Genomic DNA, 24,052 nt, shown 5'->3' on the forward strand with positions numbered 1-24,052 from the left:
CTGCTTGCGGCTCAAATACCGCGTGCCCGGTCTTGTTTGAACTTGGTGCGAAACGCGCCAAACTGACCCGTCTCCAAGGCCTCACGCACTTCGCGCATCAGGTTCAAGTAGTAGTGCAGGTTGTGGATGGTGGTGAGCATGGGGCCGAGCATTTCGCCGCAACGGTCGAGGTGGTGCAAGTAAGCGCGGCTGAAGCCGCCGCTCAGACTGCCATCGGCCCGTGTGTGGCCATGGCAGGTGTAGCAGGTGCAGGTGCTGTCGAGCGGGCCGTGGTCGGCCTTGTGGCGGGCGTTGCGAATTTTCAGGTCGCCAAAGCGGGTGAACATGGTGCCGTTGCGGGCGTTGCGGGTGGGCATGACGCAGTCGAACATGTCCACGCCGTCTGCCACGCCTTGCACCAAGTCTTCGGGTGTGCCCACGCCCATCAGGTAGCGCGGCTTGTGGGCGGGCAGGCGGTGTGGGGTGTGGGCCATGATCTCCAGCATCTGTTCTTTGGGCTCGCCCACGCTCACGCCACCAATGGCGTAGCCCGGAAAATTCATCTCCACCAAGGCGTCGAGCGACTCTTGGCGCAGGTTGGTGAACATACCGCCTTGCACAATGCCAAACAAGGCGTTGGGATTTTCCAAGCGTGCAAATTCAGCCTTGCTGCGTACCGCCCAGCGACGGCTCATTTCCATGGATTTACGGGCTTCGGCTTGCGTTGTGAGGTGGCCTTTGGTTTCATAAGGCGTGCACTCGTCGAGCTGCATCACGATGTCGCTGTTGAGGGTGGTTTGAATTTGCATGCTCACCTCTGGCGACATGAACAGCTTGTCGCCGTTCACGGGCGACGCAAAGGTCACCCCTTCTTCGGTGATCTTGCGCATGGCACCGAGTGACCACACCTGAAAGCCGCCGCTGTCAGTGAGGATGGGTTTGTTCCAACGCTCAAAGCCATGCAAGCCGCCAAAGCTTTGCATCACGTCTAGACCGGGGCGCATCCACAAATGGAAGGTGTTGCCCAAGATGATTTGGGCGCCCATGTCTTCCAGGCTGCGTGGCATCACACCTTTGACAGTGCCGTAGGTGCCCACAGGCATGAAGATGGGGGTTTGCACCACGCCATGGTTGAGCGTGAGCTGGCCTCGGCGTGCATGGGTCCCTAAGTAAGACCCGTCGGCAGAAGGGGGGTCGGTGGCAAGGACATCAAACGTCAGCATGGGGTGTCTTTCTTTCTGAATTTTTCTCGAGCAGCATGGCGTCGCCGTAGCTGAAAAAACGGTAGTTCTGCGCAATCGCATGGCGGTACAGCGCATGCATGTGGTCGAAGCCGGTAAATGCGCTGACCAGCATCAGCAGGGTGCTTTTGGGCAAATGAAAGTTGGTGATGAGCACGTCCACCACCCGAAAGTCAAAGCCTGGTGTGATGAAGATTTGGGTGTCACCTTGTGTCTGCCCACTGCGCGCCCAGCTCTCTAAGGTGCGCACGCTGGTGGTGCCCACGGCCACCACACGACCGCCGTGTGCTTGGGTATGCGCAATCGCTTCCACGGTGGCGGCGGGAATGTTGTACCACTCGCTGTGCATGCGGTGTTCCGCCAGGTTCTCGGTCTTGACGGGCTGAAATGTGCCGGCGCCTACGTGCAGGGTGACGCTGGCGGTGTTGACGCCGCGAGCAGCCAAGCCGTCGAGCACGCCCTGGTCAAAGTGCAAGGCTGCGGTGGGCGCAGCAGCAGCGCCTGGGTGTTTGGCGAACACGGTTTGGTAGCGCGTTTCGTCTTCGGCTTTGTCCGCGGCACTTTCGTGCTGCGGATCGGCGGTGTTCTGGTGGCGCTCAATGTAGGGCGGTAGCGGCATGTGACCGTGTTGCTGCATCAGCATGTGCGGCTCATCGCTGAACTTGAAGCGAAACAGTTGCCCCTCTTCATCTGGCCAACGCCCGAGCAGGGTGGCGCTGAAGCCGCCGGTCATGTGCAGCACGGTGCCCACGGGCGGCTTTTTACTCACCTTCATGTGCGCCACCACCTCGTGGTTGGTTAGCACCCGCTCGACCAAGAGCTCCAACTTGCCGCCAGTGGGTTTTTCGCCAAACAGGCGAGCTTTGACCACCTCGGTGTCGTTGAATACCAGCAAGTCGCCCGCGCGCAGCAGGCTGGGCAAATCTTTGAATGTGCGGTCGATGAAGGGGCTGCTGCGGCCATCGAGCAAGCGCGAGGCGCTGCGTTCAGGGGCGGGGTGCTGGGCAATCAGGGCTTCGGGGAGGTGAAAGTCGAAGTCGCTGAGCGTGTAGGTCTGGGGCATGTGCTTGAGGGCCGGACGGGCCCGTTCCAAGTGAAAAGAGCCACGATTTTGGCACGGCTGTTTGATACGAACCGATTCAGTGAAAGTCTTCTTCGCGCTGGTGCCGGATGGCCAACACGGTGACGGTGGTGGCATCGTCAATTTCAAACAAGGCCACATAACCCGTCGCCCCAAATGACATGACGAGTTCCCTCAGCCTGGGGCCGTGCGCGCCGTTGGCGGCTTTGCGGCAGGTGAACGGGAACTGCTCTAAGAGTTGGAAGCTGTCTTCGATGGCTTGGCGAGCACCCAAGGCCACATCGAGGTCGAATTGCAGCAAAAAGTCGAACAACCGAAGCAAGTCTTCTTGCGCTTCTTCTGTGAAGCGCAGGGCATAACGCGTCATTTGCGTTTGGCCGTGGCGATGCGTTCGTCGAGTTTGGCCAGCACATCGGAGGCGCTGACATAGCGGTTGGTTTGGCGTGCCGTGTCTGCGGCACGCAGGCCACGCGCAATGAAGTCATCTTCTGCGGCGCGGTGTGCGATGAAACTTTCTAGTGACGACTCCATTAGTTTGGACAAGGTTTCGTTGGGACGCAAAGCGCGCTCCGCGGCTTCGCGCAGCTCAGGTTTGACGCGCAGCGCTGGCAGCGTGGAAGTTTTCAAGGTGAGACTCCAAAAAACGTGTGATGCAATTGTAATGCGCGCGTGCTCGGGTTGCGCGCGGGCACAATCTGGCGCCATGCCACCCGCTTCCAAGTCTGCCGTTGCGCCGCAAGCCAAGACGGCTTCTATCCCTCTTTCCGCACCTCAAAAAGCGTTGCGCAAACTCGGGCTGGATCGCGACATCGATTTGGCACTGCACTTGCCGTTGCGCTACGAGGACGAGACGCGCTTAGGACGCCTGGCGGATACCCGCGATGGCGACTCGGTGCAGGTGGAGGCCACGGTGGTGTCGTGCGAGATCACTTACAAGCCGCGGCGTCAATTGCTGGTGGTGGTGGACGATGGGTCTGACACGTGCACCTTGCGTTTCTTCAGTTTTTACCCGGTGCAGCAAAAAGCCTTGGCGGTTGGCAACCGTGTGCGTGTGCGCGGGGAGGTGCGAGGCGGGGGCTTCATGGGGCGCACCATGATGCATCCGCACTTCCAGGCCGCAGGCACGCCGTTGCCGCAAGCGTTGACGCCGGTCTATCCCACCTCGGCGGGTTTGGCTCAGGCGTATTTGCGCCGTGCGGTGCACAGTGGCTTGGTGCATGCGGGTCGCAAAGGCGCGTTTTCAGAAACCATTCCGGCCCAACACCTGCCCCCGCACAGCTGGGCGCTCGAAGCGTCGTTGCATTTTTTGCATCACCCTGCACCCAATGTGTCGTTGACCCAGTTGGAGGATCGCACGCATCCGGCCTGGCAACGGCTCAAGGCCGAAGAGTTGCTGGCGCAGCAACTTTCGCAATTGCAGGCCAAGCGTGAGCGTGATGAATTACGGGCACCAGCCTTGACACTCAAAGCGGGCGGCTTGCATGAGCAATTGCTGGGAGCGCTGCCCTTTGGGTTGACCGGCGCACAGCGGCGCGTGGGCGAAGAAATTGCCCGCGACTTGATGCGCCAAGTGCCCATGCACCGTTTGTTGCAGGGCGATGTGGGTTCGGGCAAAACGGTCGTGGCGGCCTTGGCCGCTGCGGTGGCCATGGACAGTGGCTGGCAATGCGCATTGATGGCACCCACAGAAATTTTGGCCGAGCAACACTTTCGCAAACTCATTGGTTGGTTGGAGCCTTTGCTGACCCCGCTGGGCAAACGTGTGGCGTGGTTGACGGGCAGTCAAAAGAAAAAAGAGCGCACCGAAATGCTGGGCCTGATCGCCAGCGGTGAAGCGGCGCTGGTGGTGGGCACGCATGCGGTGATTCAAGAGCTGGTGGTGTTCAAGAACTTGGCCTTGGCCATCATCGATGAGCAGCATCGCTTTGGCGTGGCGCAGCGTCTGGCGCTGCGCGAAAAAATGCAAACCCAGACCCAGACCCAGACGTTGCCGGGGGAGGGGGAGGGGCCAGATTTGGCGACATTAAAAGCGCAGCGCGGAGCCGAATCTGGCCCCTACCCCTCCCCCGGCACACAACAAGAGCCCCATATGCTCATGATGAGCGCCACCCCCATTCCGCGCACGCTGGCCATGAGTTACTACGCCGACTTGGATGTGTCCACGCTCGACGAGCTGCCGCCTGGGCGCACACCCGTGGTGACCAAGTTGGTGTCTGAGAACCGCCGCGACGAATTGATTGAACGCATCCGTCACCAGTTGGCGCAAGGCCGTCAGGTGTATTGGGTCTGCCCGCTGATTGAAGAGAGCGAGGCCTTGGACTTGACCAACGCCACAGAAACACATGCCTTGCTGAGCGAGGCCTTGCAAGCGCGTGATGGGCAGCCGGCGGTGCGGGTGGGCTTGCTGCACTCGCGCATGGCGCCGGTGGACAAAAAAGCAGAGATGGCGCTGTTTGAGAGTGGCCAAATGGGCGTGTTGGTGAGCACCACGGTGATTGAGGTGGGTGTCGATGTGCCGAACGCTTCGCTGATGGTGATTGAGCATGCCGAGCGGTTTGGCTTGAGCCAACTGCACCAGTTGCGTGGGCGTGTGGGGCGGGGTGCTGCGGCATCGGCTTGTGTGCTGATGTATTCCACCGGCGAGCACGGGCGTTTGAGTGAAACCGCACGCGAGCGCTTGCGTGCCATGGTGGAGACGTCAGACGGGTTTGAGATTGCGCGCCGTGACTTAGAGATTCGTGGGCCCGGTGAGTTCTTAGGGGCCCGTCAGTCCGGCGCGCCTTTGTTGCGCTTTGCCGATCTGGTGGAAGACGTGGCTTTGCTCGATTGGGCGCGCGCGTTGGCGCCCAAGATGCTCGATCAGTACCCCGAGCTGGCCGAGCGTCATGTGGCGCGCTGGTTGGGTGGAAAATCAGATTTCTTGAAAGCATGAACCCATGACCCTGACCGAACTCAAATACATCGTGGCTGTGGCGCGTGAAAAGCACTTTGGCCGCGCGGCTGACGCGTGTTTTGTGTCGCAGCCCACGCTGTCGGTGGCCATCAAAAAACTCGAAGAAGAGTTGGATGTGAAGTTGTTCGAGCGCAGCGCCAACGAGGTGACGGTCACCACCTTGGGTGAGGAGATCGTGCGTCAAGCGCAAAGCGTGTTGGAGCAAGCGGCCAACATCAAAGAAATTGCCAAGCGCGGCAAAGACCCACTGGGCGGACCTTTGAAGCTGGGTGTGATCTACACCATTGGTCCTTATTTGTTGCCGAGCTTGGTGCGTCAGGCCATTGCCAAGACACCGCAAATGCCGCTGATGTTGCAAGAGAATTTCACGGTCAAGTTGCTGGAGATGTTGCGTACCGGCGAGATCGATTGCGCCATCATGGCCGAGCCTTTTCCGGACACGGGCTTGGCCACCGCAGCGCTTTATGACGAACCATTCATGGCCGCGGTGCCGAGCAACCATCCCTTTGCCAGCCTCAAGCGCGTGAGTGCCGAACAACTCAAGAGCGAGACCATGCTGTTGCTGGGCAATGGCCACTGTTTCCGAGACCACGTGTTGGAGGTGTGCCCTGAGTTTGCACGCTTCTCGAGCAGCACCGAGGGCATCCGCAAGAGTTTTGAAGGCTCGTCTTTGGAAACCATCAAACACATGGTGGCCGCAGGCATGGGTGTGACGTTGGTGCCACGCCTGAGCGTGCCCAAAGAGGCGCTGGACAGCCAGGCCAAGCGCAAAAAAAGCGAAGAGACTTATGTGCGCTACGTGCCTATTGCCGATGCTGACGGAGGCGAGCCGCCGATGCGTCGCGTGGTCTTGGCATGGCGGCGCAGTTTCACCCGCTACGAGGCGATTGCTGCGTTGCGCAATGCCATTTACGCCTGCGAGTTGCCAGGTGTGAAGCGTTTGTCTTGAGGGGGCACGCATGCGCGAGCGTCTGGCCCTTTATTTGGATTTGATCCGCTGGAACCGGCCCGCAGGATGGCTGCTGTTGCTGTGGCCATCGCTGTCGGCGTTGTGGGTGGCTGCACAGGGCTGGCCCGGGTGGCATTTGCTGGGGGTGTTCGTGCTGGGCACGATCTTGATGCGCAGCGCAGGTTGCTGCATCAACGATGTGGCGGATCGTGAGTTTGACCGACACGTCAAGCGCACTGCCAACCGTCCTGTGACTCGCGGCGCGGTGTCAGTGCGCGAGGCTTTAGGGGTGGGGGCTGTGCTGGCACTGCTCGCGTTTGGATTGGTGCTGACCACCAGTGTGACGGCGGTGCTGTGGTCTTTTGCGGCGCTGGCGGTGACCTTGGTGTATCCCTATGCCAAACGCCATGTCTCGATGCCGCAGGCGGTGTTGGGGGTGGCGTTCAGCTTTGGCATACCGATGGCGTTTGCGGTGGTGCAGGGGCAAGGCCTGTCCTGGCGTGATCTTGACGGGGCTGCTTTATGGGGGGCGGTGCCAGGCTTTGCTTGGGCCATGCTGGCGGTGAATTTGTTTTGGGTGTTGGCGTATGACACCGAGTACGCCATGGTCGATCGCGATGACGACTTGCGCATTGGCATGAAGACTTCAGCCATTACCCTGGGGCGTTGGGATGTGGCGACCGTCATGTCGTTTTACGCCTTGCATGTGGCCGGCTGGGGGGTGTTGCTGTACGACCAAGGGTTGGCATGGCCCTGGTATGCGGCACTGGTCTTGGCCGCGGTTCAGGCGGGCTGGCACTATCGGTTGATCAAAGACCGTACACGCGAAGGCTGCTTCCAAGCCTTTCGTTTGAACCATTGGTTGGGGGCGACGCTATTTGCAGGGGTTGCTGTGAGCTACGCTTTGCGGTGATTCATTTGCCCAAATAAAAAAGAGCTTGGCATGCCAAGCTCTTTTTGTTTCAGCCGTGAGCCAATCACTTGGCTTTGTGCTTTTTCGATTTTTTCTTGAGTTTCTTTTTCTTGGCCTTGTTGTCTGCCTTGGCGGGCGTGGTTGCAGTGTCGGCAGGTGCAACAGCTGGGGCTGCCTGGACTGCTGGCGCGACAGGCGGAGCGACTGGGGCTGCGGTTTGAGCCGAAACAGCCATAGAGAAGGCCATGGTGGCCGCAGACAACAAAGAGATCAGTAGTTTGTTCATGAAAAAGTCTTTCGAAAGCGTGACATCAAGATTGTCTCACCAAGTGATGGCCGGTTCAGCCGCCAAATGCATCGCCGAGTTCGTGCGCACGTGCCCGGGCGGCCTCTAGCGCGGCTTGGAACAGGGCTTGCACCTTGCTTTCTTGCATGGCCGTGATGGCGGCATAGGTGGTGCCTCCTTTGGAGGTGACGCGTTCACGCAAGACGGCGGGTGACTCGCTGGCGCTTCGGGCAAGTTCGGAGGCGCCGACAAATGTCCCCACCGCGAGTTGGTGGGCTTGCGCTTGTGTCAACCCCATCTTCACACCTGCTTCGACCATGGCTTCAATGAAGAAGAAGACGTAGGCAGGGCCTGATCCTGATATAGCCGTGACTGCATCGAGTAATGCCTCTTCTTGGACCCACAGGTATTGGCCTGTGGTAGCGACCACCTGCTCAATCCACGCTTGGTCGGCGGCGCTCACGCTGGGGCGGGCAAACAAGCCGGTCTGCCCCAGGCCCACCAAGGCGGGGGTGTTGGGCATGGCGCGCACCACGCGCTGCGTACCTAGCCAAGCGGCAATGCTGTCGCTGCGGATGCCTGCCGCGACACTCAGGTGCAAAGCGTGTTTGCAAAATGCCTGTGCGGTCTGCGCGGCTTCTTTGAAGACCTGGGGTTTGACGGCCCAAACCACCAGCCCTGCTTCTTCGAGGGCCGTGCTGGCTTGAGGGAGTGTGCGAATTTGAAATTTAGCTTCCAGTTGTTGCCGTGTTGCTTCAAAAGGTTCCACCGCCACGATGTGTTGGACTGGGGTGCCTTGTTGAATCAGTCCGCCAATGATGGCGCTGGCCATGTTGCCGCCGCCAATAAAAGCCAGGGTTTGGGAGGGGGTGTGGTGTGTCGACATGGGGGGCATTGTCGGGCCAGTCAGATCGGTTTGAAAAAATATTTGCCAAGTGATCCAAAGCTGTGGCATAATTTGTGGCTCCGCTGAAAAAGCGGGGTTTATCTGCCCCAAGTTGAAGCGTCGCGAGTGGTTCGTGGCGTGGATGACGGGCCCAAGACTGATCGACTCTTTGTGTGGCTTTGCTGCATGGAGATTTGGTGCAAGTTGGGAATATTTGAAATGATCCAAACTGAATCTCGGTTAGATGTGGCCGACAACACCGGTGCGAAATCCGTTTTGTGCATCAAGGTGCTCGGCGGTTCTAAGCGTCGCTATGCAAGTGTTGGCGACATTATCAAGGTGAGCATTAAAGAAGCCGCTCCGCGTGGCCGCGTCAAAAAAGGCGAGGTCTACAGTGCTGTGGTGGTTCGTACTGCCAAGGGCATTCGTCGTGGCGACGGTTCGCTCGTTAAATTCGATGGCAACGCAGCTGTGTTGCTCAACGCCAAGTTGGAGCCTATTGGCACCCGCATCTTCGGCCCAGTGACGCGTGAGTTGCGCACTGAGAAGTTCATGAAGATCGTGTCTTTGGCTCCTGAAGTTCTGTAAGGTCAGACCATGAACAAGATTCGCAAAGGCGACCAAGTCATCGTCCTCGCTGGGCGTGACAAAGGCAAGCGTGGCGTTGTGTCGCTGCGCAAAGATGACGCACACCTGGTGGTGGACGGCATCAACTTGGTGAAAAAGCACACCAAGCCCAACCCCATGGCTGGCACGCAGGGTGGCATCGTTGAAAAGACCATGCCTATCCATCAGTCCAACGTGGCGATTTACAACGCGGCGACCGGCAAGGCTGATCGCGTTGGTATCAAGACCCTGGCAGACGGCAGCAAAGTGCGTGTCTTCAAGTCCAGCGGCGAAGAAATCAAGGCGGCATAAGCATGGCACGACTGCAACAACACTATCGCGAAAAAGTGGTCCCTGAGTTGACCGCTAAGTTCGGTTACAAGTCTCCAATGGAAGTCCCCCGTCTGACCAAGATCACCTTGAACATGGGTGTGAGCGAAGCGGTTGCCGATAAAAAGGTGATGGACAACGCCGTGGGTGATTTGACCAAGATCGCAGGCCAAAAGCCCGTGGTGACCAAGGCTAAGAAAGCTATCGCTGGTTTCAAGATTCGCGAGCAGCAGCCGATTGGTTGCATGGTCACTTTGCGTGGCGTGCAAATGTATGAATTCCTGGATCGTTTCGTGACTATCGCTTTGCCGCGTGTGCGTGACTTCCGTGGTATTTCTGGTCGCGCTTTCGATGGCCGTGGTAACTACAACATCGGCGTGAAAGAGCAGATCATTTTCCCTGAGATTGAGTACGACAAAGTCGACGCACTGCGCGGCCTCAATATCAGCATCACCACGACGGCCAAGACCGACGACGAGTGCAAAGCGCTCCTCGCAGGCTTCCGTTTCCCGTTCAAGAACTGAGGTGGCACGTGGCTAAAGTAGCTTTGATCGAGCGAGAGCTCAAGCGAGACAGGCTGGTGGCTAAGTACGCAGCTAAGCATGCGGAACTGAAGGCTATCGCTAATGACTTCAAGCGTAGCGACGAAGAGCGCGCAGCTGCCCGTTTGGGTCTGCAAAAGCTTCCCCGTAACGCGAACCCTACGCGTCAACGCAACCGTTGCGAAATCACCGGTCGTCCCCGCGGCACATTCCGCCAATTTGGCCTCGGCCGCGCCAAGATCCGTGAACTTGCCTTCCAAGGCAATATTCCCGGCATCACCAAGGCCAGCTGGTAATCGGGCAGGAGATATTCAATGAGCATGAGTGACCCAATCGCCGATTTGCTGACCCGTATTCGCAATGCGCAAATGGTGGCTAAACCTACTGTTTTGGTGCCTTCTTCCAAAGTGAAGATCGCCATCGCGCAAGTGTTGAAAGACGAAGGCTATATCGACGGTTTTCAAATCAAAAAAGACGCTGGCAAGACTGAGCTTGAGATTTCTCTCAAGTACTACGCAGGTCGTCCAGTGATCGAACGTATCGAGCGCGTGAGCCGTCCAGGCCTGCGTGTGTACAAAGGCTGCGGCGCCATCCCCCAAGTCATGAATGGCATGGGTGTGGCAATCGTGACCACGCCTAAGGGCGTGATGACAGATCGCAAAGCACGCGCTACCGGTGTCGGTGGCGAAGTGTTGTGCTACGTCGCTTAAACGCCGACTAAAGGAAAGACTGAAATGTCCCGAGTTGGAAAAATGCCTGTGATCGTCCCCCAAGGTGTGGACGTGTCAATTAACAGTGCCAACATCAATGTCAAAGGTACCGGCGGTTCGCTGTCGGTGGCTTCTCATGCGCTGGTGAAGGTTGTCAACGACGCTGGTAAGGTGACTTTCACCCCAGTAGATGAGTCGCGTGAAGCGAATGCCATGAGCGGCACATTGCGCCAGTTGGTGAACAACATGGTGTTGGGTGTCTCGAAGGGTTTCGAGAAGAAGTTGACTTTGGTCGGCGTGGGCTACAAGGCCCAAGCACAAGGCTCTAAGCTCAATCTCGCGGTGGGTTTTTCTCACCCCGTGAACAAAGACATGCCTGAGGGCATCAAGGTTGAAACGCCTGCGCCAACGGAAATCATCATCAAAGGTGCTGACCGTCAACGCGTGGGACAAGTGGCCGCTGAGATTCGTGCAATTCGTCCTCCTGAGCCTTACAAAGGCAAGGGCATCCGTTATTCGGATGAGAAGATCACGATCAAAGAGACCAAGAAGAAATAAGGAGCTGCAACATGTTGACCAAAAAAGAGCAGCGTCTTCGCCGGGCCCGTCAGACACGTATCCGTATCGCCAATCAAGGCGTTGCGCGTCTGATGGTGAACCGTACCAATTTGCACATTTACGCCAGCGTGATTTCTGGTTGCGGCACCAAGGTGTTGGCAGCCGCATCTACGGCCGAAGCCGATGTGCGCAAAGAGCTTGGCGCGACTGGCAAAGGCGGCAACGTCAATGCAGCCCAAGTGATTGGCAAGCGCATTGCTGAGAAAGCAAAAGCAGCTGGCGTTGAGAAGGTGGCGTTTGATCGCTCCGGCTTCGCCTACCACGGCCGTGTCAAAGCACTCGCTGATGCCGCTCGTGAAGCTGGCTTGCAGTTCTAATCGAATTGGATATTACAAATGGCTAAATTACAGGCAAATACCAAGAGTGACGGTCCTGAAGACGGTCTGAAAGAGAAGATGATCGCGGTGAACCGCGTCACCAAGGTCGTCAAGGGCGGCCGTATTCTCGGTTTCGCCGCACTCACCGTGGTGGGTGACGATGATGGTCGCGTTGGCATGGGCAAGGGCAAGTCAAAAGAAGTGCCTGCTGCTGTGCAAAAAGCGATGGAAGAAGCCCGTCGCAACATGATCAAAGTGTCTCTGAAGAACGGCACCATTCACCACAAGGTGCATGGCAGCCACGGCGCAGCCAATGTGATGATGATTCCAGCCCCAAAGGGTACCGGCATCATTGCAGGCGGTCCAATGCGCGCTGTTTTCGAAGTGATGGGCATCACCGATATCGTGGCGAAAAGCCATGGCACGTCGAACCCTTACAACATGGTTCGCGCCACGTTGGATGCTTTGAAGAACTGCACCACCCCTTCGGAAGTGGCTGCTAAGCGCGGCAAAAATATCGAAGACATCTTCGCTTGATCTCGGAGCATTCGATGAGCAATACACAAACTGTCAAAGTCCAACTGGTTCGCAGCCCGATTGGTACCAAAGAATCGCACCGTGCCACCGTTCGTGGCTTGGGTCTGCGCAAACTCAACTCTGTGAGCGAGTTGCAAGACACGCCCGCAGTGCGCGGCATGATCAACAAGATCAGCTACCTGGTCAAAGTGCTGTAAAGGTTGAAGATGGAACTCAATAACATCAAACACGCCGATGGCGCCAAGCACGCAAAGCGTCGCGTGGGCCGTGGCATTGGCTCAGGCCTGGGTAAAACCGCAGGTCGTGGCCACAAAGGTCAAAAATCACGTTCGGGTGGTTACCACAAAGTGGGTTTTGAAGGCGGTCAAATGCCTTTGCAACGCCGCTTGCCCAAGCGCGGCTTCAAGTCCACCACGTTGAAATACAACGCGGAAGTGACGCTGGCTGCTCTGGAGCAATTCGGTGCTGCTGAAGTGGACATGAACTCCCTCAAGGCCGCTGGTCTGGTGGCTCATATTGCTCGCGTGGTCAAAGTGATCAAGACGGGTGAGATCACCAAAGCGGTGAAGCTCAACGGCATTGGTGCGACAGCCGCTGCAAAGGCTGCCATTGAAGCCGCTGGCGGCTCGGTCGCCTAAGGTCTGACTGTTTAGGAATAGCACCTCGTGGCAACGAAACCTTCATCGATGGGTAACAACGACAAGTTCGGCGATTTGCGTCGTCGCTTGATCTTCTTGCTGCTCGCCTTGGTTGTTTACCGCGTGGGTGCGCACATTCCTGTGCCTGGCATTGATCCCAATCAGCTGCAGCAGCTGTTCAAGGGTCAGCAAGGCGGAATTTTGAGCTTGTTCAACATGTTCTCTGGTGGCGCCTTGTCGCGTTTCACCGTGTTCGCGTTAGGCATCATGCCGTACATCTCCGCATCGATCATCATGCAACTGATGACCTATGTGTTGCCAGCGCTTGAGCAGCTCAAGAAAGAGGGCGAAGCAGGTCGCCGCAAGATCACGCAGTACACCCGCTATGGCACCTTGGGTCTGGCCTTGTTCCAATCGATGGGCATCGCTTTGGCGCTGGAGGCTTCTGCTGGTTTGGTGAATGCACCGGGCTTTGGCTTTCGCATGACAGCCATGATTACCTTGACATCGGGCACGATGTTCTTGATGTGGCTGGGTGAGCAGATCACCGAACGTGGGCTGGGTAACGGTATTTCGATTCTGATTTTTGCTGGTATTGCGGCAGGTTTGCCCAATTCAGTCGGTGGCTTGTTGGAGCTGGTGCGCACAGGTGCCATGAGCATTTTGGTTGCTCTGGTGATTGTGGTGGTGGTTGCCTTGGTGACCTACTTTGTGGTGTTTGTCGAGCGTGGCCAACGCAAAATTTTGGTGAACTATGCGCGTCGCCAAGTGGGCAACAAAGTGTATGGGGGTCAATCCTCACATTTGCCACTGAAATTGAATATGGCAGGTGTGATTCCTCCCATCTTCGCGTCGTCCATCATTTTGTTGCCAGCAACCGTGGTGAGCTGGTTCAGCTCTGGCGATAGCATGTTGTGGTTGAAAGATATTTCTGCGGCATTGGCACCTGGACAGCCCGTCTATGTGATGTTGTATGCCGCTGCGATTGTGTTTTTCTGTTTCTTCTACACGGCACTGGTTTTCAACAGCCGTGAGACCGCAGACAACCTGAAGAAAAGCGGTGCGTTTGTTCCTGGTATTCGTCCAGGAGATCAAACCGCCAAATACATTGACAAGATTTTGGTTCGACTGACATTGGCGGGTGCGGTGTACATCACATTCGTTTGTTTGTTACCTGAGTTTCTGATTTTGAAATACAACGTGCCTTTCTACTTCGGTGGTACCTCGTTGCTGATCATTGTGGTGGTGACCATGGATTTCATGGCCCAAGTACAAAACTACATGATGAGTCAGCAGTACGAGTCGCTGTTAAAGAAGGCAAGTTTCAAAACAACGCTGGGTTGATAGCCCGGCGATCGAGAAACAAAGAGTCGCGTTCGGTGCCTAGGTTGGTGCCGGATAAAATGAGTTTTAGGAGAGTGAAATGAGAGTTTCGGCTTCGGTCAAAAAAATTTGCCGCAACTGCAAAATCATCCGCCGCAAGGGCGTGGTTCGTGTGATCTGTACAGATCCACGCCACAAACAGCGTCAAGGCTGATTGAACTGGTTTAAAGAGGACGCACATGGCACGTATCGCTGGCATTAACATTCCGCCGCACAAACACGCAGAGATTGGCTTGACAGCTATTTTCGGCATTGGTCGCACACGCGCTCGCAAAATTTGCGAAGCTTGTGGCATTGAATATTCAAAGAAGATCAAAGATCTGACGGACGGAGATCTCGAAAAGATCCGCGACCAGATCGCTGTCTTCACCATTGAAGGTGACTTGCGTCGCGAGACGACCATGAACATCAAGCGTTTGATGGACATCGGTTGCTACCGTGGTTTCCGTCATCGCCGTGGCTTGCCCATGCGTGGTCAGCGTACGCGTACCAACGCACGTACGCGCAAGGGCCCACGTAAAGCAGCCCAGGCATTGAAGAAATAATCGGATTGAGGCACAACAATGGCTAAATCACCTTCCAACAGCGCCGCACAACGTGTCCGCAAAAAAGTTCGCAAGAACATTGCTGACGGTATCGCGCACGTGCACGCTTCGTTTAACAACACCATCATCACCATTACCGATCGCCAAGGCAACGCTTTGTCATGGGCCTCGTCGGGTGGTCAAGGTTTCAAAGGCTCACGCAAATCCACACCTTTCGCTGCCCAGGTGGCATCGGAAGTCGCGGGTCGTGCTGCTGTTGACCAAGGCATCAAGAACCTGGACGTCGAAATCAAAGGCCCAGGTCCTGGTCGTGAATCTTCGGTGCGCGCCTTGGCCGCATTGGGCATTCGCATCAACTCGATTGCTGACGTGACACCGGTGCCCCACAACGGTTGCCGTCCACAAAAGCGTCGTCGTATCTAAGCGTTTTCGCTTTTTACTGTTAACCACAAGCCCACCGCCGCTGGTATTGCACCAGCGGCTCCTCACTTTCAGTGAGCAGATGATCAAAGAAGGAAATTCAAGTGGCACGTTACCTAGGCCCCAAGGCTAAACTCTCCCGCCGCGAAGGCACAGACTTGTTCTTGAAGAGCGCGCGCCGCTCGATTGCAGACAAGTCTAAATTTGATACCAAGCCTGGCCAACATGGCCGCACCTCGGGTCAGCGCACGTCTGACTTCGGCTTGCAATTGCGCGAAAAGCAAAAGGTCAAACGCATGTACGGCGTGTTGGAGCGTCAGTTCCGTCGTTACTTTGCTGCTGCTGACCGCCAAAAAGGCAACACAGGTTCCAACCTGCTGACCATTTTGGAAACGCGTTTGGACAACGTGGTGTACCGCATGGGCTTTGGCTCTACACGCGCTGAAGCACGTCAGTTGGTGTCTCACAAAGCCATCACTGTGAACGGTCACCCAGTCAATATTCCGTCTTATTTGGTGAAAGCCGGTGACGTGATTGCTGTGCGTGAAAAGTCTAAGAAACAAGGCCGCATTTTGGAAGCCTTGGAGTTGGCCAAACAAGTTGGCATGCCAGCTTGGGTGGAAGTCAACGCAGACAAAGCCGAAGGCACTTTCAAGAAGTCGCCCGACCGCGACGAATTCGCGGCTGACATCAACGAATCGTTGATCGTCGAACTGTATTCGCGTTAATCCTGGTTGAGTTTCAACCGAACGCACCCCACGCTGCCTGCTCGCGCAGCGTGGTCCAGACAGCCTGCCTTACCGGTGTAACGAGCCGGGGGTATTGAGAGGAAATCTGAATGCAAACTAATTTGCTGAAACCAAAAAATATTCACGTCGAGCAAGTGGGCCACAACAAGGCCAAGGTCACTTTGGAACCTTTTGAGCGTGGCTATGGTCACACGCTGGGCAACGCACTGCGTCGCGTTTTGCTGTCTTCCATGGTGGGTTATGCCGTGACAGAAGTCACCATCGCCGGCGTGGTGCATGAATACTCGTCCATTGATGGCGTGCAAGAAGATGTGGTCAACATTTTGTTGAACCTCAAAGGTGTGGTTTTCAAGTTGCACAACCGTGATGAAGTCACCCTGAGCTTGCGCAAAGACGGTGAAGGCGCTGTGACGGCTGCTGACATCCAAACGCCTCACGACGTTGAAATCATCAACCCTGAGCACGTGATTGCCAATTTGTCGCAAGGCGGCAAGATTGATATCCAACTCAAGGTGGAAACGGGCCGTGGCTATGTGCCCGGTACTGTGCGTCGCTACGGTGAAGAGCCAAGCAAGTCGATTGGCCGCATTGTGTTGGATGCATCTTTCTCGCCCGTTAGCCGAGTGAGCTACAGCGTTGAAAACGCCCGTGTGGAACAGCGTACCGATTTGGACCGTTTGGTCATGGAAATCGAAACCAACGGTGCCATCACCGCTGAAGATGCTGTGCGTGCTTCTTCCAGAATTCTGGTTGAACAACTGGCCGTGTTTGCACAACTGGAAGGCGATGTGTTCAGCGCCGTTGGCGGTGCACATACACCCGCTGGCAGCTCGCAACAGTTTGACCCCTTGTTGTTGCGCCCTGTGGACGAGCTCGAGCTCACCGTTCGTTCCGCCAACTGCTTGAAAGCAGAAAACATTTACTACATCGGTGACCTGATTCAGCGCACCGAAAACGAGTTGCTCAAGACACCTAACCTGGGTCGCAAGTCACTCAACGAAATCAAAGAAGTTCTGGCTTCACGTGGTTTGACCTTGGGCATGAAGCTCGAGAGCTGGCCACCTGCTGGTCTAGAGCGTCGTTGAATTTAAAATAACTAACCCGACTCAACAGTCCCCTGGCCGTACCTGATACGGCGGCCGGCAAAACATCAAAGGAAATCACCATGCGTCACGGACACGGACTACGTAAACTTAATCGCACCACATCACACCGTTTGGCGATGTTGCGCAACATGATGAACTCGCTCATTGAGCACGAAGCCATCAAAACCACTTTGCCAAAAGCCAAAGAGTTGCGCCGCGTCATCGAACCGATGATCACTTTGGCGAAAGAGCCCACCGTGGCCAATCGTCGTTTGGCATTTGATCGCTTGCGTGATCGTGACAGCGTGGTCAAGCTCTTCAATGAATTGGGCCCACGTTTCAAAACCCGTCCAGGCGGCTATACACGCATCTTGAAAATGGGTTTCCGTGTTGGAGACAATGCACCGATGGCTTTTGTTGAACTGGTGGATCGTCCTGAAATTAAAGATGCTGATCAAGAGCAAGCAAGCGCTTAATCAGCTACAATAACCCTCTTACCGCGCGATGGAGCAGCCTGGTAGCTCGTTGGGCTCATAACCCAAAGGTCGCAAGTTCAAATCTTGCTCGCGCAACCAGATCAAAAAGCCCGCTGAATTTTCAGCGGGCTTTTTTCTTGGTGTTTTATGACACGCACAGAAAACGTTTTAGAGCGATCACAACGCATCATCCAAACCCACACCTGGGGCGATGTGGTTTGGCATGTCTGGGGGGCAGCACAGTTGCACCAGCAAACGCCCTTGGTGCTGCTGCACGGGGGATCGGGCAGTTGGACTCATTGGGTTCGTAATGTGGTTCATTTGTCGTCGGACAGGCCTGTTTGGGCACTCGACTTGCCAGGTTTTGGAGACTCGGCGTTGCCTCCCGAGGTTCGCGATGCAGACAGCCTTGCGCCTTATGTCGGGGAGGTGCTGCAGGCTGCTTTCCATGGCCAGGCGGTGGATGTGATGGGGTTTTCGTTTGGTGGCCTTACTGCTGGATTGTTGGCGGCTGCTCGGCCCGAATTGGTCGCCCGTTTGCTGTTGGTGGGCGTGCCTGGGCTTGGCTTGATGCGTGAATCTTTGCCCATGCGCGGCATGCTGGCTGACATGACACCCGCACAACAACGTGACGTGCATCGACACAATCTGCGCGTGATGATGCTGAGTGACGATGCGGTGATCACCGACGAAGTGATTGACATGCAAGAGGCCAATGTGGCGCGTGATCGCATGCGTCGTCGGCGTATTGCACGAACCGATGTGTTGGCTCGGGTGCAAAGCCAATGGCAGTGTCCGGTGCACGGTATCTGGGGCGCGAAAGATGCGCTGTATCAGAGCAATTTGCACCGTGTGCCAGAAATACTGCATCGGCTCAACAGCTTTGATGTGATTGCCCACGCAGGCCATTGGGTCGCCTATGAACAAGCGGATGCTTTCCACCGCGTGTTGGGCCAAATCCTGTGAGACAGAGTCAATAAAACTGGTGATTGCCAACACATCGGCGCACAATGAAACCATGTTGTACAAATTCAAATCCAAAGCGACCGGCGACTTGATCATGCTTGAGCCACAAGGCCGACAAATTTTGCAAATCATGGGCAAAGAGCCGAGTGCAAAAGGCATCGTGTTGGCGTCTGAAATGCCCCAAGCCATCAAAGCCTTGCAAGAGGCGGTGGTTCGTGAAGAGGCCGAGCTAGAAGCTGCGCAACAGGCCACGCAAGATCAAGCGGCACAAGAGACAGCGCACAAATCAAGCGCACACCACATCAGCTTGCGCCAACGTGTGGTGCCGTTCATCGACATGTTGCAGCGCGCGCATGCCGAAAACGTCGACGTGGTCTGGGGTGTTTGAAGCGTCGCGTGTGCCGCACGCCTTTGAAACCCTGACCCCTGATGTGGTGCTTGATGCGCTGTCTGATTTAGATTTGGCAGTAGACGGCCGACTCACCGCATTGAGTTCGTACGAAAACCGCGTCTACCAAGTCATGCTCGATGATGACCAAGCCTTGGTGGCCAAGTTCTACCGGCCCGAGCGCTGGAGCGATGCGCAAATTCTGGAAGAGCATGCGTTTGCCGCCGAATTGATGGCGCAAGAAATTCCCATGGTCGGCCCCCTGATGTTGCATGGCAATACCTTGCACCATGCCCATGGTTTCGCCTTCAGCGTGAGCCCGCGACGTGGTGGCCGGCCTCCTGAGTTGGATGATCCCGAGGTGCTGGAATGGATTGGACGCTTCATCGCCCGCCTGCACAACGTGGGGGCACGCCGACCGTTTGAGACACGTCCAACGTTGGATGTCACCACCTTTGGTGAAGACTCACGTGATTGGTTGTTGGGCCAGCAGATGATTCCTATGGACCAACAACATGCATGGTTGGATGTGTGCAACCAGGCTTTGGAGATGGTGCGCCAAGCCATGCAAAACACGCCAGTGCAAAGCCTGCGTTTGCATGGCGACTGCCATCCCGGCAACATTTTGTGGACCCCCACTGACTTGCCCCAGGGCGGCCCACATTTTGTCGACCTAGATGATGCCCGCATGGGGCCCGCCATCCAAGACCTGTGGATGTTGCTCAGCGGCGACCGTGCGCAACGCACACGCCAGCTTGGCGTCTTGGTTGATGGCTATGAGGAAATGCGCGAGCTAGATCGCCGGGAGTTGGCTTTGATCGAGCCTTTGCGAACCTTGCGCTTGATTCACTACAGCGCCTGGTTGGCGCGGCGTCGTGATGACCCCGCATTCATCCAGAACTTTTCTTGGTTTGGCACCTCGGACTACTGGGCCGGACAAGTCCATATGCTGGTCGAACAGTGTGAGGCCATGCAAGAGCCCCCTCTCATCGTTTGAGTGGCACCAGCGTATTCAGCGCAACATTTTCATCAACAGCCCAGGAGATCTGCCAGGGCCATCAAGTCACGCGCATGCACGTCATTGCCGGCTTGGGGTGACACATCTTTGATCTGCGACGCACCGAACTCCATGGGACGTTCAATGTAGGCCGTGTGCAAGCCGCAACTGCGTGCTGCGGCCAAGTCGTCGTGGTGCGCCGCACACAACATCACCTCATGGGGAGACAGGTCGAACACCTGTGCCACGCCAAGGTAGGTGGCAGGGTCAGGCTTGTAAGCGCGAAACACCTCTGCCGACAACACACAGTCCCACGGGAGTCCAGCCCGCTTGGCCATGTTCGTCAGCAACCCCAGGTTGCCGTTAGAGAGCGAGCAAATGGTGAAGCGTTGCTTGAGGCGCGTCAGCCCCGCCACGCTGTCGGGCCAAGCGTCGAGTCGGTGCCAGACGCGGTTCAAGTGCACGCGCTCAGCCTCGCTCAAATGCGTCAATCCAAACTGAGGCAACAGACCGTCCAGGATCAAGCGGTGCAGCTCATCGATGCGAGTCCAGCCGAGCTCGCCTGAGCGCACCCGTGCCATGGCGGGTTGGTAACCGGCGCGCCAAGCCAGTGCAAACGCGTTGGCGTCCACATGCGGGTAGAGCGCCTGTACTTCACGCACGATGCTGCCATGCCAGTCGACGACGGTGCCAAAAATATCGAAGGCCAACACTTTCGTGTCGGCCTTCACGCGATTGAGAGTGTCCATGTTATGCATGGACCGTGTTTTACACCAACAAGGCGTTGACGCGTTTCACATAGGCGGCAGGGTCTTCCGGCAAGCCACCTTCTGCCAGCAAGGCCTGGTCAAACAAGATGTGCGCCAGATCGTTGAAGTGCGGGTTGGCATCTGCGCCCAGTTTTTTCACCAAACTGTGTTCTGCGTTCACTTCCAAGATTGGTTTGACCACGGGCACAGCCTGACCCGCTTGCTTGAGCATGCGTGCCAGCTGTGTGGACATGCCGTGGTCTTGCACCACCAAACATGCAGGTGAATCCACCAAGCGGCTGGTCACGCGCACGTCTTCGGCCTTGTCTTTGAGTGCTTCCTTAAGCTTGGCCAACACAGGTTTGAAGGCTTCAGCAGCGTCTTCGGCTGCTTTCTTCTCTGTTTCGTCTTGCAGCTTGCCCAAATCCACCGCGCCCTTAGCGACCGACTGCAAAGGTGTGCCATCGAACTCGTGGAGGAAGTTCAGCGCCCACTCGTCCACACGGTCAGTCATCAGCAACACCTCAATGCCTTTCTTGCGGAACACCTCCAGTTGCGGGCTGTTCTTGGCGGCTGCCAGTGTGTCGGCGGTGATGTAGTAGATGGCCTCTTGGCCTTCTTTCATGCGCGCCTTGTAGTCGGCAAACGACACGCTCACCGTGTCGCTGCTGGTGCTGGCAAAGCGCAGCAGCTTGGCCAGCTTGTCTTTGTTGGCCATGTCCTCGCCCAAGCCTTCTTTCAGCACGGCGCCAAATTCGCCATAGAACTTGGTGAACTTGCCAGCGTCTTGTTTGTCTTCTTCACTCGCGTCGGCTGCGGGCACATCGCGCTTGGCCAAGTCTTCCAGCACCGCCAGCACCCGGCGAGTGTTGCCTTCACGAATGGCTTTGACGTCGCGGCTTTCTTGCAGCAACTCGCGGCTCACGTTCAGCGGCAAATCGGCCGAATCCACCACGCCTTTGACAAAGCGCAAATAAGTAGGCATCAGGGCCTCAGCGTCGTCCATGATGAACACGCGTTTCACGTACAGCTTCAAGCCGGATTTGGTGTCTCGGTTGAACAAGTCCATCGGCGCTTTGCCGGGGATGTAAAGCAGCTGGGTGTACTCGGTGCTGCCTTCTACGCGGTTATGCGTCCATGCCAGGGGTGCCTCAAAGTCGTGGCTGATGTGTTTGTAGAACTCTTCGTACTGCTCTTGGGTGACATCTTTCTTGGCCCGCGCCCACAGTGCGTTGGCTTGGTTGACGGTTTCCCATTCATCCGTGAGCACCATCTCACCGGGTTGATCGTTTTCACCTTCCTTCCACTCTTCTTTGCGCATGCGAATGGGCAAAGAAATGTGGTCGGAGTATTTGTTGATCACCGACTTGAGTTTCCATGCGCTCAAATATTCTTCGGCATCGTCACGCAGGTGCAAGATGATCTTGGTGCCGCGTTCGGCTTGCGTGATGGTCTCGACTTCAAAGTCGCCCGTGCCCGTGCTGCTCCAGCGCACGCCTTCTTCGGCTTTCAGTCCCGCGCGACGGGACTCCACCGTGATGCGGTCGGCCACGATGTAGCCCGAATAAAAGCCCACGCCAAATTGACCAATCAAGGCGCCTTGGTCTTTGGCGCTGCTTTGTTGGTCGCCGCTGAGCTTGCCCATGAATTCACGGGTGCCGCTCTTGGCAATCGTGCCCAGGTGTGCAATGGCCTCTTGCTCGCTCATGCCAATGCCGTTGTCGGCAATCGTCAAGGTACGGGCGGTTTTGTCAAAGCTCACCCGAACTTCCAGCTCGGACGATCCTTCGTACAAGGCGTCGTTGTTCAAGGCTTCGTAGCGCAGTTTGTCGCAGGCGTCCGATGCGTTGGACACCAGTTCGCGCAAGAAAATTTCTTTGTTGGAGTACAGCGAATGCGTCACGAGGTGCAGCAGTTGTGACACTTCGGCTTGGAATGAATGGGTGTGTTTGGTCATGGTGGCTAAAAATCAAAGAAGTCAAAACAAAAAGAACGCCCCGAGATGTGGGGCGTCTGGCGGTATTTCAAGTCCGGTTAAAAACGTTCGTGGGCACCCAGGTAGCGCCATTGGCCAACGGGCAAATTGCCCAACACCACGCGGCCCATGCGGATGCGTTTCAAGCCCACCACCAACAAGCCGACTTGCTCGCACATGCGGCGGATTTGGCGTTTTTTGCCCTCGGTCAGCACAAAGCGCAGCTGCTCGGGGTTTTGCCATTCCACTTGGGCGGGTTTTAAAGGCTTGCCGTCTAGACTCAAGCCGTGGCGCAGGCGTGCGAGCTGTTCACGCGGAAACACCTTTTGCACATTCAGCGCTTCACCTTGGTAAGTGACGCGCACCAAATACTCTTTTTCCATGTGGCTGTCTTCGCCAATCAGCTGACGGGCCACACGCCCATCTTGGGTTAGCACCAGCAGGCCCACCGAGTCAATGTCTAGCCGACCCGCTGGGGCCAAGCCGCGCAGTTGGCTGGGCTGGATGCGGTTCTTCGAGGTGTCTTCACGCCAGTGGTTGCGCCCGTGAATCAGCGTGATGGCTGGCTCATGACCGTCTTCGGCTTGGCCACTCACATAGCCCATGGGCTTGTGCAAAAGAATCGTCACTTGTGTGCTTTGGTGGCCTTTGGCGCGGGGGTCGATTTCGACCCGATCCGAGTGGCGCACCTTCACACCCATGGGGGCAGGTTGGCCATTGACCAGCACCCAGCCTTGCTCAATCCAGGCATCGGCTTCGCGGCGGGAGCATAAGCCGAGTTCGGCCATGCGTTTGTTCAGGCGAACGAGGCCTGTGGATGCGTCAGGTAGGGGTTGGTCAGGCATAGAGCAGGGGAGTTTAGCCAGTCGTGCCGTACGCACGCAGCGCGGGCAGGTTGAGCACACGCATGCCGCCGTATTCGATGCGGATAGCGCCCTGTTGCTCCAAGGTGTTGAGTGCCACATTCACACGCTGGCGCGACAAGCCCACCAAGTACGCCAGCTCTTGTTGCGTGATGCGCAGCATCTCGCCTACGCCAGGAAACAAGGCCGGGTTGAACAGCGCTGCCAGGTTGCGCGCCACCCGCACATCGGGGTCGTTCGAGCGGTCAATTTCGCGCGCTTCAATGAATTGCGCCAAGCGCTCGTTGAGCTGGTTCATCACAAAGCGGTTGAAGCCAATCGAGTGGTCCAGCAGCCAATGGAAGTCGTCAATCGGCAAGCCGGCCACCACGCTGCGACGCAGGGCCATGATGTTGTAGCGGTAGGGCTCGCGCTTGATGGCTGTGCCTTCTCCGAACCAGCCGCCTGGCGGCACCCCGGTGTAGGTGATGGTGCGTCCGCTGGCGCTGTCGGTGCTCATCTTGAGCAAGCCGTCAATCACGCCAAACCAAAACGTCACCGGACGCCCCATGCGGCACACGTGATCTCCAGGTAAGGGGTCGCTCACCACAAGTTGCGGCAGGATGCGCGTGCGTGCGTCTTCTGCAAGTAAATTCAGCCAGGGAATTTGCGCCAACTCAGAGGGGCTGGGCGCCCGACGGCGCTGATAAACACTGGATTGTTGGGTCATGCAAGAGCGCCCACGTGGTCAAAAAAATTCGGGTAAGTCCTGTCAAGGGTCTTCCCTCAATTGTCGTTGAAACGACAACTTGACGTCAAACCTAATCCTACGATGCCCATCAAGATGACAACTTGCCTTCCTGTGAAGGTAGGTTTCAAGCGACACAGCAC

General features: G+C 56.7%; 33 protein-coding genes and 1 tRNA gene. 24 read left to right on the plus strand and 10 right to left on the minus strand.

Annotated elements, in window-relative coordinates; all coding sequences use genetic code 11:
- Window positions 1-11: 11 nt before the first annotated feature.
- From tgt to B9Z39_RS02960, 4 genes are all read right to left on the minus strand, one after another.
- On the minus strand, window positions 12-1,202 hold the full coding sequence (tgt, locus tag B9Z39_RS02945) for a tRNA guanosine(34) transglycosylase Tgt (RefSeq protein ID WP_108300666.1): 1,191 nt from the start codon (window positions 1,200-1,202) through the stop codon (window positions 12-14).
- Window positions 1,189-2,283, minus strand: coding sequence for a tRNA preQ1(34) S-adenosylmethionine ribosyltransferase-isomerase QueA (gene queA, locus B9Z39_RS02950; protein ID WP_108300667.1), 1,095 nt, complete (start codon window positions 2,281-2,283; stop codon window positions 1,189-1,191). The genes tgt and queA overlap by 14 nt, the downstream gene beginning before the upstream one ends.
- Before the next feature lie 76 nt (window positions 2,284-2,359).
- Entirely contained in the window at window positions 2,360-2,668 is a 309-nt protein-coding gene (locus B9Z39_RS02955) for a type II toxin-antitoxin system RelE/ParE family toxin (RefSeq protein WP_108300668.1), read from the minus strand.
- A complete protein-coding gene (locus B9Z39_RS02960; protein WP_100147466.1) occupies window positions 2,665-2,928 on the minus strand; it encodes a YlcI/YnfO family protein in 264 nt (87 codons plus the stop codon). Before B9Z39_RS02960 ends, B9Z39_RS02955 begins: the two co-directional genes overlap by 4 nt.
- Window positions 2,929-3,004: 76 nt before the next feature.
- Between B9Z39_RS02960 and recG the strand changes: the two genes are divergently transcribed.
- The 3 genes from recG to B9Z39_RS02975 are packed head-to-tail and all read left to right on the plus strand — an operon-like array spanning window position 3,005 to window position 7,116.
- On the plus strand, window positions 3,005-5,233 hold the full coding sequence (gene recG, locus B9Z39_RS02965) for an ATP-dependent DNA helicase RecG (protein ID WP_108300931.1): 2,229 nt from the start codon (window positions 3,005-3,007) through the stop codon (window positions 5,231-5,233).
- Window positions 5,234-5,237: 4 nt separating this feature from the next.
- Window positions 5,238-6,203, plus strand: a complete 966-nt coding sequence (locus B9Z39_RS02970; protein ID WP_100147467.1) for a hydrogen peroxide-inducible genes activator — start codon at window positions 5,238-5,240, stop codon at window positions 6,201-6,203.
- A 10-nt stretch (window positions 6,204-6,213) separates the two neighbouring features.
- Window positions 6,214-7,116, plus strand: coding sequence for a 4-hydroxybenzoate octaprenyltransferase (locus tag B9Z39_RS02975; RefSeq protein ID WP_100147468.1), 903 nt, complete (start codon window positions 6,214-6,216; stop codon window positions 7,114-7,116).
- A gap of 64 nt (window positions 7,117-7,180) precedes the next feature.
- Here the strand turns inward: B9Z39_RS02975 and B9Z39_RS02980 are convergent, their stop codons facing one another.
- Entirely contained in the window at window positions 7,181-7,402 is a 222-nt protein-coding gene (locus tag B9Z39_RS02980) for a hypothetical protein (RefSeq protein ID WP_100147469.1), read from the minus strand.
- Between the two features lie 55 nt (window positions 7,403-7,457).
- Entirely contained in the window at window positions 7,458-8,297 is an 840-nt protein-coding gene (gene proC / locus B9Z39_RS02985; protein ID WP_108300669.1) for a pyrroline-5-carboxylate reductase, read from the minus strand.
- Window positions 8,298-8,507: 210 nt separating this feature from the next.
- Here proC and rplN point away from each other — a divergent pair, with 210 nt between their 5' ends.
- The 21 genes from rplN (at window position 8,508) to B9Z39_RS03090 (ending at window position 19,595) form a co-directional block, all read left to right on the plus strand.
- On the plus strand, window positions 8,508-8,876 hold the full coding sequence (gene rplN / locus B9Z39_RS02990) for a 50S ribosomal protein L14 (RefSeq protein WP_025596343.1): 369 nt from the start codon (window positions 8,508-8,510) through the stop codon (window positions 8,874-8,876).
- Between the two features lie 9 nt (window positions 8,877-8,885).
- A complete protein-coding gene (gene rplX, locus B9Z39_RS02995; RefSeq protein ID WP_100147471.1) occupies window positions 8,886-9,206 on the plus strand; it encodes a 50S ribosomal protein L24 in 321 nt (106 codons plus the stop codon).
- Between the two features lie 2 nt (window positions 9,207-9,208).
- On the plus strand, window positions 9,209-9,748 hold the full coding sequence (rplE, locus tag B9Z39_RS03000; protein ID WP_100147472.1) for a 50S ribosomal protein L5: 540 nt from the start codon (window positions 9,209-9,211) through the stop codon (window positions 9,746-9,748).
- Window positions 9,749-9,756: 8 nt separating this feature from the next.
- Window positions 9,757-10,062, plus strand: a complete 306-nt coding sequence (gene rpsN, locus B9Z39_RS03005; RefSeq protein ID WP_100147473.1) for a 30S ribosomal protein S14 — start codon at window positions 9,757-9,759, stop codon at window positions 10,060-10,062.
- Window positions 10,063-10,080: 18 nt separating this feature from the next.
- Complete coding sequence (gene rpsH, locus B9Z39_RS03010; protein WP_100147474.1) at window positions 10,081-10,476, plus strand: 30S ribosomal protein S8; 396 nt, start codon at window positions 10,081-10,083, stop codon at window positions 10,474-10,476.
- A 24-nt stretch (window positions 10,477-10,500) separates the two neighbouring features.
- Window positions 10,501-11,034, plus strand: coding sequence for a 50S ribosomal protein L6 (gene rplF / locus B9Z39_RS03015; RefSeq protein ID WP_100147475.1), 534 nt, complete (start codon window positions 10,501-10,503; stop codon window positions 11,032-11,034).
- An 11-nt stretch (window positions 11,035-11,045) separates the two neighbouring features.
- Window positions 11,046-11,411, plus strand: coding sequence for a 50S ribosomal protein L18 (gene rplR / locus B9Z39_RS03020; RefSeq protein WP_100147476.1), 366 nt, complete (start codon window positions 11,046-11,048; stop codon window positions 11,409-11,411).
- An 18-nt stretch (window positions 11,412-11,429) separates the two neighbouring features.
- Window positions 11,430-11,948, plus strand: a complete 519-nt coding sequence (rpsE, locus tag B9Z39_RS03025; protein ID WP_100147477.1) for a 30S ribosomal protein S5 — start codon at window positions 11,430-11,432, stop codon at window positions 11,946-11,948.
- Window positions 11,949-11,962: 14 nt separating this feature from the next.
- Window positions 11,963-12,145, plus strand: a complete 183-nt coding sequence (rpmD, locus tag B9Z39_RS03030) for a 50S ribosomal protein L30 (protein WP_100147478.1) — start codon at window positions 11,963-11,965, stop codon at window positions 12,143-12,145.
- Between the two features lie 9 nt (window positions 12,146-12,154).
- Window positions 12,155-12,586, plus strand: a complete 432-nt coding sequence (gene rplO, locus B9Z39_RS03035; RefSeq protein ID WP_100147479.1) for a 50S ribosomal protein L15 — start codon at window positions 12,155-12,157, stop codon at window positions 12,584-12,586.
- 48 nt (window positions 12,587-12,634) lie between these two features.
- Complete coding sequence (gene secY, locus B9Z39_RS03040; RefSeq protein WP_100147480.1) at window positions 12,635-13,930, plus strand: preprotein translocase subunit SecY; 1,296 nt, start codon at window positions 12,635-12,637, stop codon at window positions 13,928-13,930.
- 79 nt (window positions 13,931-14,009) lie between these two features.
- Window positions 14,010-14,123, plus strand: coding sequence for a 50S ribosomal protein L36 (gene rpmJ, locus B9Z39_RS03045; protein ID WP_011481465.1), 114 nt, complete (start codon window positions 14,010-14,012; stop codon window positions 14,121-14,123).
- A gap of 25 nt (window positions 14,124-14,148) precedes the next feature.
- A complete protein-coding gene (gene rpsM, locus B9Z39_RS03050) occupies window positions 14,149-14,514 on the plus strand; it encodes a 30S ribosomal protein S13 (protein WP_100147481.1) in 366 nt (121 codons plus the stop codon).
- A gap of 18 nt (window positions 14,515-14,532) precedes the next feature.
- Complete coding sequence (gene rpsK, locus B9Z39_RS03055) at window positions 14,533-14,937, plus strand: 30S ribosomal protein S11 (protein WP_100147482.1); 405 nt, start codon at window positions 14,533-14,535, stop codon at window positions 14,935-14,937.
- A gap of 101 nt (window positions 14,938-15,038) precedes the next feature.
- Complete coding sequence (gene rpsD, locus B9Z39_RS03060) at window positions 15,039-15,662, plus strand: 30S ribosomal protein S4 (protein ID WP_100147483.1); 624 nt, start codon at window positions 15,039-15,041, stop codon at window positions 15,660-15,662.
- Window positions 15,663-15,772: 110 nt separating this feature from the next.
- Complete coding sequence (gene rpoA / locus B9Z39_RS03065; RefSeq protein WP_100147484.1) at window positions 15,773-16,768, plus strand: DNA-directed RNA polymerase subunit alpha; 996 nt, start codon at window positions 15,773-15,775, stop codon at window positions 16,766-16,768.
- A gap of 80 nt (window positions 16,769-16,848) precedes the next feature.
- On the plus strand, window positions 16,849-17,244 hold the full coding sequence (gene rplQ / locus B9Z39_RS03070) for a 50S ribosomal protein L17 (protein ID WP_100147485.1): 396 nt from the start codon (window positions 16,849-16,851) through the stop codon (window positions 17,242-17,244).
- A 22-nt stretch (window positions 17,245-17,266) separates the two neighbouring features.
- Window positions 17,267-17,343, plus strand: a tRNA-Met gene (locus B9Z39_RS03075).
- Between the two features lie 48 nt (window positions 17,344-17,391).
- Window positions 17,392-18,210: an alpha/beta fold hydrolase gene (locus tag B9Z39_RS03080; protein WP_100147486.1), complete on the plus strand. Its 819-nt coding sequence runs from the start codon at window positions 17,392-17,394 to the stop codon at window positions 18,208-18,210.
- 52 nt (window positions 18,211-18,262) lie between these two features.
- Window positions 18,263-18,598, plus strand: coding sequence for a DUF1840 domain-containing protein (locus tag B9Z39_RS03085; RefSeq protein ID WP_100147551.1), 336 nt, complete (start codon window positions 18,263-18,265; stop codon window positions 18,596-18,598).
- On the plus strand, window positions 18,564-19,595 hold the full coding sequence (locus B9Z39_RS03090; RefSeq protein ID WP_100147487.1) for a serine/threonine protein kinase: 1,032 nt from the start codon (window positions 18,564-18,566) through the stop codon (window positions 19,593-19,595). Before B9Z39_RS03085 ends, B9Z39_RS03090 begins: the two co-directional genes overlap by 35 nt.
- A gap of 32 nt (window positions 19,596-19,627) precedes the next feature.
- Here B9Z39_RS03090 and B9Z39_RS03095 read toward each other — a convergent pair whose 3' ends face one another.
- The 4 genes from B9Z39_RS03095 to B9Z39_RS03110 form a co-directional block, all read right to left on the minus strand.
- The gene (locus B9Z39_RS03095) at window positions 19,628-20,344 is read right to left on the minus strand and encodes a haloacid dehalogenase type II (protein ID WP_199172993.1); all 717 of its coding nucleotides are present in this window, start codon (window positions 20,342-20,344) and stop codon (window positions 19,628-19,630) included.
- Between the two features lie 19 nt (window positions 20,345-20,363).
- On the minus strand, window positions 20,364-22,301 hold the full coding sequence (gene htpG, locus B9Z39_RS03100; RefSeq protein WP_108300670.1) for a molecular chaperone HtpG: 1,938 nt from the start codon (window positions 22,299-22,301) through the stop codon (window positions 20,364-20,366).
- A gap of 77 nt (window positions 22,302-22,378) precedes the next feature.
- Window positions 22,379-23,164: a pseudouridine synthase gene (locus B9Z39_RS03105; RefSeq protein ID WP_233248904.1), complete on the minus strand. Its 786-nt coding sequence runs from the start codon at window positions 23,162-23,164 to the stop codon at window positions 22,379-22,381.
- Between the two features lie 13 nt (window positions 23,165-23,177).
- Complete coding sequence (locus tag B9Z39_RS03110; RefSeq protein ID WP_108300672.1) at window positions 23,178-23,891, minus strand: Crp/Fnr family transcriptional regulator; 714 nt, start codon at window positions 23,889-23,891, stop codon at window positions 23,178-23,180.
- Between the last annotated feature and the right edge of the window lie 161 nt (window positions 23,892-24,052).

This window comes from Limnohabitans sp. JirII-29, assembly GCF_003063395.1.
GTDB lineage: Bacteria > Pseudomonadota > Gammaproteobacteria > Burkholderiales > Burkholderiaceae_C > Limnohabitans.

Bases quoted from the DNA above. Each gene is read 5' to 3' on its own strand.
- B9Z39_RS03095 (WP_199172993.1), bottom strand. From the start codon at position 20,344: ATGGACACTCTCAATCGCGTGAAGGCCGACACGAAAGTGTTGGCCTTC.
- rpsK (WP_100147482.1), top strand. From the start codon at position 14,533: ATGGCTAAATCACCTTCCAACAGCGCCGCACAACGTGTCCGCAAAAAA.
- rplX (WP_100147471.1), top strand. From the start codon at position 8,886: ATGAACAAGATTCGCAAAGGCGACCAAGTCATCGTCCTCGCTGGGCGT.
- B9Z39_RS03105 (WP_233248904.1), bottom strand. From the start codon at position 23,164: ATGCCTGACCAACCCCTACCTGACGCATCCACAGGCCTCGTTCGCCTG.
- B9Z39_RS03085 (WP_100147551.1), top strand. From the start codon at position 18,263: ATGTTGTACAAATTCAAATCCAAAGCGACCGGCGACTTGATCATGCTT.
- rplR (WP_100147476.1), top strand. From the start codon at position 11,046: ATGTTGACCAAAAAAGAGCAGCGTCTTCGCCGGGCCCGTCAGACACGT.
- rplE (WP_100147472.1), top strand. From the start codon at position 9,209: ATGGCACGACTGCAACAACACTATCGCGAAAAAGTGGTCCCTGAGTTG.
- B9Z39_RS03080 (WP_100147486.1), top strand. From the start codon at position 17,392: ATGACACGCACAGAAAACGTTTTAGAGCGATCACAACGCATCATCCAA.
- rpsE (WP_100147477.1), top strand. From the start codon at position 11,430: ATGGCTAAATTACAGGCAAATACCAAGAGTGACGGTCCTGAAGACGGT.
- rpmJ (WP_011481465.1), top strand. From the start codon at position 14,010: ATGAGAGTTTCGGCTTCGGTCAAAAAAATTTGCCGCAACTGCAAAATC.
- B9Z39_RS02955 (WP_108300668.1), bottom strand. From the start codon at position 2,668: ATGACGCGTTATGCCCTGCGCTTCACAGAAGAAGCGCAAGAAGACTTG.
- htpG (WP_108300670.1), bottom strand. From the start codon at position 22,301: ATGACCAAACACACCCATTCATTCCAAGCCGAAGTGTCACAACTGCTG.
- recG (WP_108300931.1), top strand. From the start codon at position 3,005: ATGCCACCCGCTTCCAAGTCTGCCGTTGCGCCGCAAGCCAAGACGGCT.
- rpsH (WP_100147474.1), top strand. From the start codon at position 10,081: ATGAGCATGAGTGACCCAATCGCCGATTTGCTGACCCGTATTCGCAAT.
- B9Z39_RS03110 (WP_108300672.1), bottom strand. From the start codon at position 23,891: ATGACCCAACAATCCAGTGTTTATCAGCGCCGTCGGGCGCCCAGCCCC.
- rplQ (WP_100147485.1), top strand. From the start codon at position 16,849: ATGCGTCACGGACACGGACTACGTAAACTTAATCGCACCACATCACAC.
- proC (WP_108300669.1), bottom strand. From the start codon at position 8,297: ATGCCCCCCATGTCGACACACCACACCCCCTCCCAAACCCTGGCTTTT.
- rplO (WP_100147479.1), top strand. From the start codon at position 12,155: ATGGAACTCAATAACATCAAACACGCCGATGGCGCCAAGCACGCAAAG.
- B9Z39_RS02980 (WP_100147469.1), bottom strand. From the start codon at position 7,402: ATGAACAAACTACTGATCTCTTTGTTGTCTGCGGCCACCATGGCCTTC.
- B9Z39_RS02970 (WP_100147467.1), top strand. From the start codon at position 5,238: ATGACCCTGACCGAACTCAAATACATCGTGGCTGTGGCGCGTGAAAAG.
- rpoA (WP_100147484.1), top strand. From the start codon at position 15,773: ATGCAAACTAATTTGCTGAAACCAAAAAATATTCACGTCGAGCAAGTG.
- queA (WP_108300667.1), bottom strand. From the start codon at position 2,283: ATGCCCCAGACCTACACGCTCAGCGACTTCGACTTTCACCTCCCCGAA.
- secY (WP_100147480.1), top strand. From the start codon at position 12,635: ATGGGTAACAACGACAAGTTCGGCGATTTGCGTCGTCGCTTGATCTTC.
- rpmD (WP_100147478.1), top strand. From the start codon at position 11,963: ATGAGCAATACACAAACTGTCAAAGTCCAACTGGTTCGCAGCCCGATT.
- rplN (WP_025596343.1), top strand. From the start codon at position 8,508: ATGATCCAAACTGAATCTCGGTTAGATGTGGCCGACAACACCGGTGCG.
- B9Z39_RS02975 (WP_100147468.1), top strand. From the start codon at position 6,214: ATGCGCGAGCGTCTGGCCCTTTATTTGGATTTGATCCGCTGGAACCGG.
- tgt (WP_108300666.1), bottom strand. From the start codon at position 1,202: ATGCTGACGTTTGATGTCCTTGCCACCGACCCCCCTTCTGCCGACGGG.
- rpsM (WP_100147481.1), top strand. From the start codon at position 14,149: ATGGCACGTATCGCTGGCATTAACATTCCGCCGCACAAACACGCAGAG.
- rplF (WP_100147475.1), top strand. From the start codon at position 10,501: ATGTCCCGAGTTGGAAAAATGCCTGTGATCGTCCCCCAAGGTGTGGAC.
- B9Z39_RS03090 (WP_100147487.1), top strand. From the start codon at position 18,564: ATGCCGAAAACGTCGACGTGGTCTGGGGTGTTTGAAGCGTCGCGTGTG.